Source organism: Mycobacterium sp. ACS4054 (assembly GCF_001667275.1).
In the GTDB taxonomy this organism is placed as follows: Bacteria; Actinomycetota; Actinomycetes; order Mycobacteriales; family Mycobacteriaceae; genus Mycobacterium.
In genome coordinates this window covers 42,514-56,980 of sequence record NZ_LZHV01000018.1, presented here as the reverse complement: position 1 = coordinate 56,980, position 14,467 = coordinate 42,514, and the positions used below count along the sequence as shown (strand labels likewise).

At 68.6% G+C, this 14,467-nt stretch carries 17 protein-coding genes; 10 read left to right on the top strand and 7 right to left on the bottom strand.

The genetic code is table 11. The features are described 5' to 3' along the window. The first annotated feature begins 35 nt into the window (after positions 1-35). Positions 36-899, top strand: coding sequence for an SDR family oxidoreductase (locus A5730_RS04370; RefSeq protein ID WP_067822599.1), 864 nt, complete (start codon positions 36-38; stop codon positions 897-899). A gap of 3 nt (positions 900-902) precedes the next feature. Here A5730_RS04370 and A5730_RS04365 read toward each other — a convergent pair whose 3' ends face one another. Then, complete coding sequence (locus A5730_RS04365) at positions 903-1,727, bottom strand: tyrosine-protein phosphatase (protein ID WP_067896133.1); 825 nt, start codon at positions 1,725-1,727, stop codon at positions 903-905. Next, on the bottom strand, positions 1,720-2,940 hold the full coding sequence (locus A5730_RS04360; protein WP_067896198.1) for an acyl-CoA dehydrogenase family protein: 1,221 nt from the start codon (positions 2,938-2,940) through the stop codon (positions 1,720-1,722). Before A5730_RS04360 ends, A5730_RS04365 begins: the two co-directional genes overlap by 8 nt. A 177-nt stretch (positions 2,941-3,117) precedes the next feature. Here A5730_RS04360 and A5730_RS04355 point away from each other — a divergent pair, with 177 nt between their 5' ends. The 4 genes from A5730_RS04355 to A5730_RS04340 all read left to right on the top strand — a co-directional run bounded on the left by A5730_RS04355 (position 3,118) and on the right by A5730_RS04340 (position 6,648). Then, positions 3,118-3,579 carry a nuclear transport factor 2 family protein gene (locus A5730_RS04355; RefSeq protein WP_067896195.1) on the top strand — a complete coding sequence of 154 codons (462 nt, stop codon included), beginning with the start codon at positions 3,118-3,120 and terminating at the stop codon, positions 3,577-3,579. Between the two features lie 227 nt (positions 3,580-3,806). After that, the gene (locus A5730_RS04350; protein WP_055405135.1) at positions 3,807-4,895 is read left to right on the top strand and encodes a Re/Si-specific NAD(P)(+) transhydrogenase subunit alpha; all 1,089 of its coding nucleotides are present in this window, start codon (positions 3,807-3,809) and stop codon (positions 4,893-4,895) included. 2 nt (positions 4,896-4,897) lie between these two features. After that, a complete protein-coding gene (locus A5730_RS04345) occupies positions 4,898-5,227 on the top strand; it encodes an NAD(P) transhydrogenase subunit alpha (RefSeq protein ID WP_055405134.1) in 330 nt (109 codons plus the stop codon). Further along, positions 5,224-6,648, top strand: coding sequence for an NAD(P)(+) transhydrogenase (Re/Si-specific) subunit beta (locus tag A5730_RS04340; RefSeq protein WP_067896129.1), 1,425 nt, complete (start codon positions 5,224-5,226; stop codon positions 6,646-6,648). Before A5730_RS04345 ends, A5730_RS04340 begins: the two co-directional genes overlap by 4 nt. A gap of 6 nt (positions 6,649-6,654) precedes the next feature. Here the strand turns inward: A5730_RS04340 and A5730_RS24600 are convergent, their stop codons facing one another. Further along, positions 6,655-6,780 (bottom strand): hypothetical protein, encoded by a 126-nt coding sequence (locus A5730_RS24600; protein ID WP_156349705.1) that lies wholly within the window; start codon positions 6,778-6,780, stop codon positions 6,655-6,657. Between the two features lie 164 nt (positions 6,781-6,944). Here A5730_RS24600 and A5730_RS04335 point away from each other — a divergent pair, with 164 nt between their 5' ends. Beyond that, complete coding sequence (locus A5730_RS04335) at positions 6,945-7,568, top strand: TetR/AcrR family transcriptional regulator (RefSeq protein WP_055405132.1); 624 nt, start codon at positions 6,945-6,947, stop codon at positions 7,566-7,568. On the opposite strand, the gene A5730_RS04330 is transcribed toward A5730_RS04335, so the two are convergent. After that, a complete protein-coding gene (locus A5730_RS04330; protein ID WP_067896126.1) occupies positions 7,565-8,452 on the bottom strand; it encodes an alpha/beta hydrolase in 888 nt (295 codons plus the stop codon). The two genes, A5730_RS04335 and A5730_RS04330, sit on opposite strands and share 4 nt — an antisense overlap. Positions 8,453-8,561: 109 nt before the next feature. On the opposite strand from A5730_RS04330, the gene A5730_RS04325 reads away from it, so the two are divergent. From A5730_RS04325 to A5730_RS04310, 4 genes are read left to right on the top strand one after another with little or no spacing between them, the layout of a single operon-like run. Beyond that, on the top strand, positions 8,562-9,662 hold the full coding sequence (locus tag A5730_RS04325) for a diacylglycerol kinase (RefSeq protein WP_067896123.1): 1,101 nt from the start codon (positions 8,562-8,564) through the stop codon (positions 9,660-9,662). A 16-nt stretch (positions 9,663-9,678) separates the two neighbouring features. Next, positions 9,679-10,419: a glucose 1-dehydrogenase gene (locus tag A5730_RS04320; RefSeq protein ID WP_067270071.1), complete on the top strand. Its 741-nt coding sequence runs from the start codon at positions 9,679-9,681 to the stop codon at positions 10,417-10,419. A gap of 39 nt (positions 10,420-10,458) precedes the next feature. Then, positions 10,459-11,799 (top strand): FAD-binding oxidoreductase, encoded by a 1,341-nt coding sequence (locus A5730_RS04315; protein ID WP_067896192.1) that lies wholly within the window; start codon positions 10,459-10,461, stop codon positions 11,797-11,799. 34 nt (positions 11,800-11,833) lie between these two features. After that, a complete protein-coding gene (locus tag A5730_RS04310) occupies positions 11,834-12,184 on the top strand; it encodes a hypothetical protein (RefSeq protein WP_067896120.1) in 351 nt (116 codons plus the stop codon). On the opposite strand, the gene A5730_RS04305 is transcribed toward A5730_RS04310, so the two are convergent. From A5730_RS04305 to A5730_RS04295, 3 genes are read right to left on the bottom strand one after another with little or no spacing between them, the layout of a single operon-like run. Further along, the gene (locus tag A5730_RS04305) at positions 12,185-12,724 is read right to left on the bottom strand and encodes a TetR/AcrR family transcriptional regulator (RefSeq protein WP_067896116.1); all 540 of its coding nucleotides are present in this window, start codon (positions 12,722-12,724) and stop codon (positions 12,185-12,187) included. A gap of 28 nt (positions 12,725-12,752) precedes the next feature. Beyond that, positions 12,753-13,589: a thioesterase family protein gene (locus A5730_RS04300; protein WP_067896113.1), complete on the bottom strand. Its 837-nt coding sequence runs from the start codon at positions 13,587-13,589 to the stop codon at positions 12,753-12,755. 13 nt (positions 13,590-13,602) lie between these two features. Then, positions 13,603-14,421, bottom strand: coding sequence for an SMP-30/gluconolactonase/LRE family protein (locus tag A5730_RS04295; RefSeq protein WP_067896110.1), 819 nt, complete (start codon positions 14,419-14,421; stop codon positions 13,603-13,605). Positions 14,422-14,467 lie beyond the last annotated feature (46 nt).

Here is a 14,467-nt window from a genome sequence, read left to right as displayed (position 1 = left end):
CTAGGCAGTACTTTTCACAATTAGAGAGGAACCTTATGCCCGGAGTGCAGGATCGCGTCATCGTCGTCACCGGAGCCGGCGGAGGGCTGGGCCGCGAATACGCCCTCACCCTCGCCGCCGAAGGCGCCAGCGTCATCGTGAACGACCTCGGCGGCGCGCGTGACGGTACCGGTGCCGGCCACAACATGGCCGACGAGGTGGTCAAGGAGATCAAGGACGCGGGTGGCCGGGCGGCCGCCAACTACGACAGCGTCGCCGACCCCGAGGGCGCCGAGAACATCATCAAGACGGCGCTCGACGAGTTCGGCGCCGTGCACGGGGTGGTGAGCAACGCCGGCATCCTGCGCGACGGCACCTTCCACAAGATGACCTACGAGAACTGGGACGCCGTGCTCAAGGTGCACCTGTACGGCGGGTACAACGTGCTGCGCGCCGCGTGGCCGCACTTCCGCGAGCAGAGCTACGGTCGGGTCGTCGTCGCCACCTCCACCAGCGGCCTGTTCGGCAACTTCGGGCAGACCAACTACGGCGCCGCCAAGCTCGGCCTGGTCGGCATGATCAACACGCTGGCGCAGGAGGGCGCGAAGTACAACATCCACGCCAACGCCGTCGCCCCGATCGCGGCCACCCGGATGACCGAGGACATCCTCCCCAAGGAGGTGCTCGAGAAGCTGACGCCCGAGTACGTCGCGCCGGTGGTGGCCTACCTGTGCACCGAGGAAAACCCCAACACCGCTTCGGTTTTCGTCGTCGGCGGCGGGAAGGTGCAGCGGGTGGCGCTGTTCCAGAACGAGGGCGCCAACTTCGACAAGCCGCCGACGGTCGAGGACGTCGCCTCGCACTGGTCGCAGATCGACGACCTCTCGGCGGCCCAGCCGGCCAACTTCAAGCTCGGGTAGCGGTCAGACAAGCAGTTCGTTGCGCAGGCGGTCCACATCCGCCTGCGCAATGCCCGCGTCCCGCAGGTACGCGTCGAGCGAGCCGTGCGCCTCGTCGATCGCTTGGCGCGCGGCGGCCAGATACTCCGGGCGCACCCCGAGCACACCGTCGGCGAGCCGCGCCTTGGTGAACGTGACGACCTCCGGGGTCAGTTCGACGTCGGAACGCTGCTGGATCATCTCGTAGATGTGGTCCCGCAGCTGGGGTACCGCGGCGTTGCTGCGCAGGTAGTCGGCGACGATGGTGTCGCGATCGACGCCGACCGTTTCCAGCACCGTGGCGATCACGAAGCCGGTGCGGTCCTTGCCCGCGAAGCAGTGGGTGAGCACCGGACGCCCGGCCGCCAGCAACGAAAAGACATGCGCCACAGCGCGTTGCGCCCCGTTACGAAACGGGAATTGCCGGTACTCGTCGATCATGTGGCGGACGGCGGCCGCGTTGACCTCTTCGTCGGATTGGTCGGGATCGTTCTCGAACAGCCGCCGAAACGCGGTTTCGTGTGGCGCCTCGTCCTCGCTCGGCTCCTCGTCGCCCAGGTCGGGAAAGGGCAACAGGTGGATCTGGACGCCGTCGGGAACCAGGCCGGGGCCGCGGCGGGCCACCTCGCGGGCGGCGCGCAAGTCGGCGACGTCGGTGATACCCAACTCGCGCAGCGTCGCACGGCCCTCGTCGTCGAGCCGGCTCAGCTCACCGGACCGGAACAGCCGGCCGGGCCGAAGCCCCGGCGTCTCGTCGGCGACATCGCGAAAGTTCCACGCGCCGGACAGCTCCCGCAGGGTTTCAGTCATGTGCGGTGACCGCCGCGGCGAGCGGGGATTTCTCCCGGCCGATCTCGGCGCGCGCGATGGTCCGCATGTGCACCTCGTCGGGGCCGTCGAACAGGCGCATGGCCCGATGCCAGCCGTAGGACCGGGCCAGCACGGTGTCCTCGCTGACGCCGGCGGCGCCGTGCACCTGGATCGCGCGGTCGATGACATCGCAGGCCACCTGGGGCGCCACCGCCTTGATCTGCGAGACCAGCAGGTGAGCGGCGCGGTTGCCGTGCTGGTCGATGGTCCACGCCGCCTTCTCGCACAGCAGCCGGGCCTGGTCGATCTCGTTGCGCGACTTGGCGATTGCCTCGCGCACCACGCCCTGCTCGGCCAGCGGCCGGCCGAATGCAACCCGGTTGCGGGCCCGGTCCACCATCAGGGCCAGCGCGCGCTCGGCGCCGCCGAGCGCGCGCATGCAGTGGTGGATTCGGCCGGGACCGAGCCGGGCCTGGGCGATCGCGAAGCCCCCGCCCTCTTCGCCGAGCAGGTTGGTGACCGGTACCCGGACGTTGTCGTAGATGATCTCGCAGTGTCCGGGCTGGTCCTGGTAGCCGAAGACGGTCGTCGACCGAACCACGGTCACGCCCGGGGTGTCGATGGGCACCAGCACCATCGACTGCTGCTGGTGGCTGGCCGCCTCGGGGTTGGTGCGGCCCATCACGATCAGGATCTTGCAGCGGGGGTCCGCCGCGCCCGAGGTCCACCACTTGCGGCCGTTGATCACGTAGTCGCCGCCGTCGCGCACGATGGAGGTCTCGATGTTGCGCGCGTCGCTGCTGGCGACCGCCGGCTCGGTCATGGAGAAGGCGCTGCGAATTTCGCCGTTCAGCAACGGCTCCAGCCACTGCTTGCGCTGCTCCTCGGTGGCGAACAGGTGCAACGTCTCCATGTTGCCGGTGTCGGGCGCCGCGCAGTTGAGCGCCTCGGGCGCGATCTCCAGGCTCCAGCCGGTGAGCTCGGCCAGCGGTGCGTACTCGAGGTTGGTCAGGCCGGACTCGGCGGGCAGGAACAGGTTCCACAGGCCTTGCTCTTTGGCCTTGGCCTTCAGCCGCTCGATGACCGGCGGGACGGTGTGATCGTCTGCGCCGGCCTCGTGCCGGTACTTGTCGTATTCGGCCTCGGCCGGAAAGACGTACTCGGTCATGAAGTCGGACAGTCGCTTGTGGTAGTCGTTGGCTTTGGCCGACATCGCGAAGTCCATGACCGTCACGATAGGACACGTGTCAGGACGGCCCACATGGCGAGGCTCAATGGTTCACCTTCGCGACACTGAAACCTCGCACATGACACGCCGTGAAGGGTGGGCGTGGTTTCAGTCTCGCGGTGTGGCGGGCGGTCGCGATTCCCGTCGCGCACCATGGAAGCCATGAGCGAATCCCGCCCGCCCTTCCCCCCGTTCACCCGCGAGACGGCGCTGCAGAAGGTGCAGGCCGCCGAGGACGCCTGGAACACCCGCGACCCGCACCAGGTGAGCCTGGCGTACACGCCCGACTCCCAATGGCGCAACCGCGACGAACACGTCGTCGGGCGCGAGGAGATCGTGGCGTTTCTGACCCGCAAATGGCAGCGCGAGCTCGACTACGCGTTGCGAAAAAGCTTGTGGGACTTCCACGACAACGTCATCGCCGTGCGCTTTCAATACGAATGCCGCGACGAGGCCGGCCAGTGGTACCGCAGCTACGGCAACGAGCTGTGGGAGTTCACCCCGTCGGGCTTGATGGCCCGCCGCGAGGCCAGCATCAACGACGTGCGCATCGACGAGTCCGAGCGCCGCTACTTCGGGCCCCGCCCGCCGGCGGAGCACGGCCGGGACATCCCGCTCTGGTAGCGGCACGGCCACAACGCCGGCGTGTGACTCCACAACTCGGCGGGCGGTACTGCGCGCGCCGCGGGTAGCGAACCATCGATGAGTTGGACGGCCGCGCCGGGGGTATCGGGCCCCGGTCCATCGCACGGCCGGGCCGAAATCCGGCAGGCGTTAAGGTAGCGAAGCGTGCGGCCAGCCAGCGGCACAGTCAAACGGCAGGAAAGTGCGGGAAAGCAGATGTACGCGCCATGACAGATGCGCAGACGACGGTAGGGGTGGTCGCCGAGTCCGCGGCCGACGAACGGCGCGTCGCGCTGGTGCCCAAGGCGGTCGCGTCGCTGATCAGCAGCGGAGTCGCGGTGGTGGTCGAGTCGGGAGCGGGCGAAGGCGCGTTGCTTCCCGACCAGCTCTACACCGAGGCCGGCGCCAGCATCGGGGACGCCTGGTCGGCGGACATCGTCGTGAAGGTGGCGCCGCCGACCAAGGAAGAGGTCGCCAAGCTGCGCAACGGCCAGACCCTGATCGGGTTCCTGGCCCCGCGCAACGCCGACAACTCGATCGGCGCGCTCACCGAGGCCGGCGTGCAGGCGTTCGCGCTGGAGGCCATCCCGCGGATCTCGCGCGCCCAGGTCATGGACGCGCTGTCGTCGCAGGCCAACGTCGCCGGCTATAAGGCCGTGCTGCTGGCCGCGTCCGAGTCGACCCGGTTCTTCCCCATGCTGACGACCGCGGCGGGCACCGTGAAGCCGGCCAGCGTGCTGGTCCTGGGCGTCGGCGTGGCCGGCCTGCAGGCGCTGGCCACGGCCAAGCGGCTGGGCGCGCGCACCTCCGGGTACGACGTGCGCCCGGAGGTCGCCGACCAGGTCCGCTCGGTGGGCGCGCAGTGGCTGGACCTCGGGATCGACGCGGCCGGCGAGGGCGGCTACGCCCGCGAACTCACCGAAGCCGAGCGCGCCCAGCAGCAGGAGTCGCTGGAGAAGGCGATCGCCGGATTCGACGTGGTGATCACCACCGCGCTGGTGCCCGGGCGGCCCGCGCCGCGCCTGGTGACCGCCGCGGCGGTGGAGTCGATGAAGCCCGGCAGCGTGGTGGTCGACCTGGCGGGGGAGACCGGGGGCAACTGCGAACTCACCGAACCCGGACAGACCGTCGTCAAGCACGACGTGACCATCGCCTCGCCGCTGAACCTGCCGGCGACCATGCCCGAGCACGCCAGCGAGCTCTACAGCAAGAACATCACGGCGCTCCTGGACCTGTTGATCACCGACGGCAAACTGGCCCCCGACTTCGACGACGAAGTGATCGCGGCGTCCTGCGTCACTCGAGAAGGAACCTAGACATGTACGACGAGCTGTTGGCCAATCTGGCGATCCTGGTGCTGTCCGGGTTCGTCGGGTTCGCGGTCATCTCCAAAGTGCCCAACACGCTGCACACCCCGCTGATGTCGGGCACCAACGCCATTCACGGCATCGTGGTGCTCGGCGCCCTGGTGGTGTTCGGCGAGGTCGAGCACCCGTCGCTTGCGGTTCAGATCATCCTGTTCGTCGCGGTGGTGTTCGGCACGCTGAACGTCATCGGCGGTTTCATCGTCACCGACCGGATGCTCGGCATGTTCAAGGGCAAGAAGAAGGTGGCGCCCGTCAAGACCGAGGATCTGGCGGCGAAATGAACTACCTCGTCACCGTCCTCTACATCGTTTCGTTCGCCCTTTTCATCTACGGCTTGATGGGCCTGACCGGGCCCAAGACCGCGGTGCGGGGCAACCTGATCGCCGCGGTCGGCATGGCGCTGGCCGTGACGGCGACGCTGATCAAGATCCGGCACACCGAGTCGTGGGTGCTGATCATCGCCGGCCTGGTGGTGGGCGTGCTGCTCGGCGTCCCGCCGGCGCGGTTGACCAAGATGACCGCGATGCCGCAGCTGGTGGCGTTCTTCAACGGCGTGGGCGGCGGCACGGTGGCACTGATCGCGCTGGCGGAATTCATTGAGACGAGCGGCTTTTCGGCGTTCCAGCACGGCGAGTCGCCGACCGTGCACATCGTGGTGGCCTCGCTGTTCGCCGCGATCATCGGGTCGATCTCGTTCTGGGGTTCGATCATCGCGTTCGGCAAGCTGCAGGAGATCATCTCGGGATCACCGATCGGCTTCGGCAAGGCCCAGCAACCGATCAACGTGCTGCTGCTCGTCGCGGCGGTGGCGGCGGCGGTGGTCATCGGCCTGGGCGCGCATCCCGGCACGGGTGGGGTGTCGCTGTGGTGGATGGTCGGCCTGCTGGCCGCCGCCGGTGTGCTCGGCCTGATGGTGGTGCTGCCCATCGGCGGCGCCGACATGCCGGTGGTGATCTCGCTGCTCAACGCGATGACCGGGTTGTCGGCCGCGGCGGCCGGCCTGGCGCTGAACAACACCGCGATGATCGTGGCCGGCATGATCGTCGGCGCGTCCGGCTCGATCCTGACCAACCTGATGGCCAAGGCGATGAACCGCTCGATTCCCGCGATCGTCGCCGGCGGCTTCGGCGGCGGAGGGGTGGCGCCCAGCGCCGACGGGGGCGGCGACAAGCACGTCAAGGCGACGTCGGCCGCCGACGCGGCCATCCAGATGGCCTACGCCAACCAGGTGATCGTGGTGCCCGGCTATGGGCTGGCCGTCGCGCAGGCGCAGCATGCGGTCAAGGACATGGCGTCGCTGCTGGAGGACAAGGGCGTGCCGGTGAAATACGCGATCCACCCGGTCGCCGGCCGGATGCCCGGGCACATGAACGTGCTGCTGGCCGAGGCCGAGGTGGATTACGACGCGATGAAGGACATGGACGACATCAACGACGAGTTCGCGCGCACCGACGTCGCGATCGTCATCGGCGCCAACGACGTCACCAACCCGGCGGCCCGCAACGAGCAATCCAGCCCGATCTACGGCATGCCCATCCTGAACGTGGACAAGGCCAAGTCGGTGATCGTGCTCAAGCGGTCGATGAACTCGGGGTTCGCGGGGATCGACAACCCGCTGTTCTACGCCGACGGGACGACGATGCTGTTCGGGGACGCGAAGAAGTCGGTGACCGAGGTCGCCGAGGAACTCAAGGCGCTTTAAAAGGGCCTAGACCGGCGGGTACGCCGGCGGCGGGTAGCCGTTGCCGTCGACGACGCCGCGCAGGCCCCACGGGACGTAGCGGAAGAAGAACTCGATCTCGTCGCTCATGTCATAGTCCGGGCTCGGATCCATGAAGACACCCCTCCAGTCGCGACTTGAGCTTTCTTCAGGCGAGTCTAATCCCATCCTCGTCGGGGTGACACCCGGCGTTTGCCTAAACTGTCCAACCAGTTGATTGATAATTGGGCTTGCCCGGCACCCCAGCGTCCGCCCGGCAGTGACGATTGCGAGTACAAATGCCATCCGAGAACGGACTGACCCGGCGCGAGGAATTGCTGGCCGTTGCCACCAAGCTCTTCGCCGCCCGCGGCTACCACGGCACCCGGATGGATGACGTCGCCGACGTGATCGGCCTGAACAAGGCGACCGTCTACCATTACTACGCCAGCAAGTCGCTGATCCTCTACGACATCTATCAGCAGGCCGCCGAGGGCACGCTGGCCGCCGTTCACGACGATCCCTCCTGGACGGCCCGTGAGGCGCTCTACCAGTACACGGTCCGCCTGCTCACCGGCATCGCGGCCAACCCGGAGCGGGCCGCCGTCTACTTCCAGGAGGCGCCCTACATCACCGAGTGGTTCACCGAGGAGCAGGTCGCCGCGGTCCGGGAGAAGGAAACCCAGGTCTACGAGCACGTCCACGGGCTCATCGATCGCGGCATCGCCAGCGGCGAGTTCTACCAGTGCGATTCGCACGTCCTGGCGCTCGGCTACATCGGCATGACGCTCGGCGCCTACCGGTGGTTGCGGCCGAGTGGCCGTCGCAGCGCCAAGGAGATCGCCGCCGAATTCAGCACCGCGCTACTGCGCGGCCTGATCCGGGATGAGGGGATCCGCACGAGTTCACCGCTCGGGCCCTAGATTTTCAGGTGCTTGTCCAGGAAGGCGAGCTGGTCGGCCACCACGCGGTCGAAGGCCTCGTCGACGTAGATCGCGAAATGTCCCTCGGGATATAGCTTGATCTCCCCGTGCGGGGCCTTGGCAGCGTGCCGCAGCGTCGCCGCCGCGGGGGCCACCGAGTCGGCCTCGCACACGCAGAACAGGATCGGACAGCCGATGTCGGGGGTGCGGCGCCCGGGCCGATAGGTCATGATCTTCAACGCGATCCGGGCCGCCACGTCCGAAGGGATGTCCGCGCCGTCGGGCACCAGTCGCAAAAAGCCCGGGTACGCGTCGGGTGTGGTCATCAGCGCCACCTCGCCCGGTCGCCCCACCGCGGGAATCATCACCGGTGCTTTCCCGCGCCGCGCGGCGAGCAGGTCGCGGGCGGCCAGCACGCCTACGCGCATGAAGATCAGCGGGTTCAGCGTTCCTATCGACGCCCTGGCGTCGGTGAAGGGGCATTGCACCACGGCGGCGGCGATGTCGGGGTAGGAGGCCGCCGTGGCGATCACATGGCCGCCGCTAAAAGACGTGCCCCACAACGCGATTCGAGAGGTGTCGATTCCGGGGATGGTGCGGGCGTAGGCGACGGCCGCGGCCCAGTCGGCGAGTTGCAGCCCGATGTCGAGCAGTTGGCGTGGGCGGCCCTCGCTGTCGCCGAAGTTGCGGTAGTCGAACACCAGGCAGGCGTAGCCGGCCGCGCTGAAGCGTTCGGCGTAGGCGTCCAGTCGCATGGTCCGCACCCCGGCGAGGCCGTGCGCCATCACCAGCAGCGGCGCGGGCCCGCTGCCCGGCGGCCGGTAGAGCCAGGCACTGATCAGATCGCCCCCGGACGGGAACTGGACGTCTTCGCGTTGTGTCATCAGCCAGTCATTCTGCCCGCGTCACCGCGACCGGTCCGCCGGTATCCGCCACGAATTTAATGGACTACTGTCTAGAAAAGTTTTGAGCGCTCAACGAACGGAGACTCTCATGGCGATCCGCGTCGCGCACGTCGGTACCGGAAACGTCGGAGGGTTGGCGCTCGCCGAACTCATCACCAACCCCCAGTTCGAGTTGACCGCGGTGTGTGTCTCCGCCCCCGAGAAGGTGGGCAAGGACGCCGGCGAACTGTGCGGCGTCGGTTTGGAGCCCGGTGCCGTCACCGGTGTCACGGCCGTCTCCGACCTCGACGCGCTGCTCGCCACCCAGCCCGAGTGTGTCGTCTACTGCGCCATGGGCGATACCCGACTGCCCGACGCGATGGCCGACGTCATGCGCATCCTGGCCGCCGGCGTCAACGTCGTCGGCTCTTCGCCCGGGCTGTTGCAATACCCGTGGGGCGTGATGCCCGACAAGTACATCGACCGGGTCGAAGACGCTGCCCGGCAAGGGAATTCGAGCATCTTCATCAGCGGTGTCGACCCCGGATTCGCGAACGACCTGATCCCGTTCGCGCTCGCGGGGACCTGCCAGCGCGTCGAGCAGGTGCGCTGCATGGAGATTCACGACTACGCCAGTTACGCCGGCGCAGAGGTGATGCACTACATGGGATTCGGCCGACCCATGGACGAAATCCCGATGCTGCTGCAGCCGGGCATCCTGTCCATCGCGTGGGGCACCGCGATCCGCCAGCTGGCGGCCGGCCTGGGCATCGAGGTCGACGAGATCACCGAGTCCTATCAGCGCGAGCCGGCGCCGGAGGATTTCGACATCGCGGTGGGACGCGTCGCCAAGGGCACCGTGGCCGTGCTGCAGTTCGAGATCCGCGGCATGGTCGACGGCCACCCCGCCATCGTCATCGAGCACGTCACCCGGCTGCGGCCGGACCTGCGACCCGATCTGCCCCAGCCCGCGTCCGGCGACGGCTCCTACCGCATCGAGATCACCGGCGAGCCGTCCTATGCCGTCGACATCATCCCGAGCAGCCGCAAGGGCGACCACAACCACGCCGCGATCGCCGGCGCCGCGGGTCGCATCGTCAACGCCATTCCCGCCGTCATCGCCGCACCGCCCGGCATCCGCACGACGCTGGACCTGCCGCTGGTGACCGGCAAAGGCCTATACGCACCAACCACTTTGGTGAGCACCTAAATCGAAAGGAGTCCCTGTGGGACGGGTAGAAGGCAAGGTTGCGCTGATCAGCGGGGGCGCCCGGGGGATGGGCGCCGAGCATGCGCGGCTGCTGGCGTCCGAGGGCGCCAAGGTGGTGATCGGCGACATCCTCGACGACGAGGGCAAGGCCGTCGCCGACGAGATCGGTGATTCGGTCCGCTACGTCCATCTCGACGTCACCCAGCCCGACCAGTGGGACGCCGCCGTCGAGACCGCGGTCAGCGAATTCGGCAAGCTCAACGTGTTGGTCAACAACGCCGGGACCGTCGCGCTGGGGCCGCTGAAGAGTTTCGATCTGGCCAAGTGGCAGAAGGTGATTGACGTCAACCTGACCGGAACCTTCCTGGGCATGCGCGCGGCGGTCGAGCCGATGATCGCGGCGGGCGGCGGCTCGATCATCAACGTGTCCTCGATCGAGGGCCTGCGCGGCGCGCCCATGGTGCACCCGTACGTCGCCTCGAAGTGGGGGGTGCGCGGGCTGGCGAAGTCCGCGGCGCTGGAGCTGGCGCCGCACAACATCCGCGTCAACTCCGTGCACCCCGGCTTCATCCGCACCCCGATGACCCAGCATCTGCCCGAGGACATGGTGACGATTCCGCTCGGCCGCCCGGCCGAGTCGCGCGAGGTCTCGACGTTCATCCTGTTTTTGGCCAGCGACGAGTCGTCCTACTCGACGGGCAGCGAGTTCGTCATGGACGGCGGGCTCGTGACCGACGTGCCGCACAAGGAGTTCTAGGCTCGGTTCGTCGCACGTTCGGCGTAGGGGATGGTGTCGATGCTGCGTAGCCTGGCCGACGTCGTGGGACCGAACCACGTCGTCACCGATCCCGACGTCCTCGCGGGCCGCAGCGTCGACCACACCGGCCGGTATCGGGGCCGGGCCAGCGCGCTGGTGCGCCCGGGTTCGCCCGAGCAGGTCGCCGAGGCGCTGCGGGTCTGCCGGGACGCGGGCGCGCACGTCACCGTCCAGGGGGGCCGCACCTCGCTGGTGGCCGGCACCGTTCCGGAACACGACGACGTGCTGCTGTCCACCGAGCGACTGCACGCCCTCGATGACGTCGACACCGTCGAGCGCCGCGTCCGGGCGGCCGCCGGCGCCACACTGGCCGCGGTGCAGCGGGCCGCGGGCGCCGCGGGCCTGCTGTTCGGGGTGGACCTGGCCGCCCGGGACACGGCGACCGTCGGGGGGATGGCGTCGACGAACGCCGGCGGGCTGCGCACGGTCCGCTACGGCAACATGGGCGAACAGGTCCTCGGCCTCGAGGTCGCGCTGCCCGACGGGTCGCTGCTGCGCCGCCACAGCCGGGTGCGCCTTGACAACACCGGCTACGACCTGTCGGCGTTGTTCGTCGGCGCCGAGGGCACCCTCGGCGCGATCACCTCGCTGGATCTGCGCTTGCACCCCACCCCCGCGCGGCGGGTGACGGCGGTGTGCGGGTTCGACGACCTGGCGGCGCTGGTGGACGCGGGCCGGACGTTCCGGGACACCGACGGCATCGCGGCGCTGGAATTGATCGACGGCCGGGCCGCCGCGCTGACGGGCGAACACCTGGGCGTGGGTGCCCCGGTCGACGGCGACTGGCTGCTACTGATCGAACTCGCCGCCGACCAGGACCAGACGGACCGACTCGCCGACCTGCTCGACGGAGCGCGGATGTGCTCCGAGCCCGCGGTCGGCGTGGATGTGGCTGCGCAGCAACGGTTGTGGCAGGTGCGTGAGTCGCTCGCCGAGGTGCTCGGCGTGTACGGGCCGCCGCTGAAGTTCGATGTTTCGTTGCCACTGTCGTCGATCGACGAATTCGCCCCAGCCGCAGTCGCTTTGGTCGGGACGCACGCGCCGGAGGCGCTACCCGTGCTGTTCGGCCACATCGGCGAGGGCAACCTGCATCTCAACGTGCTGCGCTGCCCGGTCGATCGGGAGCGCGCGCTCTACGAGCCGATGATGGAACTCATCGCGCGATCCGGCGGCAACGTCAGCTCCGAGCACGGCGTCGGCACCCGCAAGCGGCACTACCTGGGCATGTCCCGCGAGCCGGCGGACATCGCGGCGATGCGGACCATCAAGGCCGCGCTGGACCCGACCGGCTACCTCAACGCCGCGGTGCTGTTCGACTGATCGTTCTAGCGCCGTCTGACATACGCTGGGGTCCATGGCATCCGGGATCTTCGACACGCCCATCGTCGGAATCATCAACAGTCTCTTCAACGGGATGATCGACGCGCCCGTCGTCGGGCGACTGGTACGACGCGGGCTGATCAAGATCCGCTACGTCGGCAGGCGTTCGGGCAAGACGATCGAGACCCCGGTCGGGTATCGCCGCTCCGGCGACGGCGTCGTCATCAACGTCATGTCGCCCGACAGCAAGACCTGGTGGCGAAACTTCCTCGGCGAGGGCGGTCCGATCACGCTGCTCAACTTCGACGGCGCCGACCACACCGGACACGCGATCGCCAGCCGAGACGAGAAGGGCCGCGTCAAGGTCGCGGTGCACCTCGACTGATCAGGAACTGCCCTTGATGCCGACCGCGTGCCGCAGCTGCGCGAGGAATTGGTCGGCGTCGTCGCTGGGCACGATGTAGTGCGAGATCGCGATCCGAATGACGGTCGCCGCCTTCACCGCGGCGTTGGGGCCCGGCAGGTGGCGCTGCAGGCCCTCCCGCATCTGCGGGATGACCCCGCCGAACTGGGCGATGGTGTGTTCGGGCTCGACGTCGACCATGCGCACCCCGGAGTAGGAGTGCTGGTACTCCACGATGAACCGCAGCACGGCGTCGAGCTTGTCGACGCCCTTCAACCCCGCGGTGGCCCGCACCAGCCCGCTCTCGAAGATCTGCCGCTCGTAGCTCGAAAAGGCCGACAGCAACTCCTCTTTCGACGCGAACCAGCGGTACAGCGTCGGGCGCGAGACCCCGGCCTGCGCGGCGACGTCGGACAGGCTGAGCTTGGTCTTGCCGTTGCGGCCCAGCACCTCGGCGGTGGCATCGAGGATGCGCTGCCGCGTCGAGGTGTCGGGCTCTGCGGTCTGGGCCGGACTGCTCATAAGTGCAACTCTACGAAGTCGTTCACCGTCATTTCGCTTCCCGGCCAGGCTTGGGCGGCCGCGGCCGCACCAACACGGACTGCTGGATGGCGCCCACCGCCCCCTGCTCGTCGAACAACGTGCCGACCGTGGTCCCGATGCCGTCCGGGCCGTAGTTCGTCTCGGCGCGGATCCCGATCCACTCCCCGTCGGGAACCCGGAACACGTGCACGGCCAGGTCGGTGTTGAGGAAGGTCCACCGGGTGATGTCCAACTTGCTGCCGATGCCGTTGGCGCAGTCGGCCACCGCGAACAGCCGCTCCAGCGGTGTCATGCTCTCGCCGGTGACCAGGTCTACGGTCGGGTGGATCCACGATTCGCCCGGCCCCTCGCTCAGCGGTTCGGTCAGCCACAGCCAGTCCAGGCTGTGCACGTAGTTGCGGTCCCAATCCCGCGCCTTCAGGTTGCGGTTGCGCGCCTCGCTGCGCGGCCGCGGCATTTCGGGCGCGGCGTGGGCCACGGCGCTCGTGTCCAGCGTCTGTAACCGCCAGCCGCTGGCGCGCGCCACCGGCCGGGGCTCGCCATCGGGGCCGGGGGCCAGCATCTCGGCGGTGACCAGTTCGATCTGCTTGCCGCCCCGCTGCACCTGCGAGCCGACCCACAGGTCCCCCTCGGCCGGCACCCCGCCCAACAGGTCGATGACGACGCGCGACAGGCGGGTGTCGTCGCGCTGCTCGCACCGCTCGAGCGCCCGCACCAGCAGCGCGGACACCGGCCCGCCGTGCTGAATCGCGGCCGACCACGTGCCCCGCGCCAAATCGGTGGCCCGAAATTTCTCGCCCAGCGGATCGGCGCCGTCGACGAGCTCGTAGTAGGAGTCGGACATCGTCAACCTTTCGTCAGGGCAGGCCGGCACCGGGAGTCGTCACCGTGACCGCATCCAGCCGGGACAGCCGGGTGCCGACCAGCCGCTGGGGATAGGCGTCCGTACTCGATAACAGGAACAGCGTCCGCCGCTCTGGGCCGCCGAGCGCGCAGGCGATCGCTACGCGCTCACCCATGTCGATGCGGTCGGTCACCGCCCCGCCCTCGACAATCCGCTCGAATTGGTGGGCCAGCGTCATCGACGCCCACACCGCGCCGTCGGCGTCGAGCGCGATGCCGTCGGGCGGCCCGTCCAGGCCCTCGGCGAAGACACGCCGGTCGGCCAGGCCGCCGTCCGGGTCGATCCTGAACGCGGTCAGCCGGCGGCCGATCGATTCCGCGACGATCAGGGTGGCGCGGTCCGGGGTGATCACCATGCCGTTGGGAAAGTCGAGGTCCTCGGCGACGACGGTCGCGCTGTCGTCGGGATCGAGGCGGATGATGCGCCCGCCGTGCCACGCCTGGCACCCGATGTAGGCGCGCCCCGCGTCGTCGATCACCATGTCCCCGAGGTTTTCCGGCGCGAGTTCGGTGAGATCGGCGATGGTGTCCACGGTTTCACCGTCGTAGCGCAGCACCTTGCGGTCGTCGGCCGAGACGATCAGCAGCGATCCGTCCGGCCGGAAGCCCAGGCCGGAGGGCGCGTGCCCGGGCAGTGGCAAGGTCGTGAGCGAGCCACCCATGGTCGAGGTGTGGACCGCCTCGCCCAGCATGTCGGAGAACCACAGCAGCCCCTCGAACCAGCGTGGCCCCTCGCCGAAGCAGAAGCTGTTGGCCAGCGGTTCGGGAATCATCCGGTCACGCCTTTGACCACGGCTTCCGCTTTACAAAACACCGCCA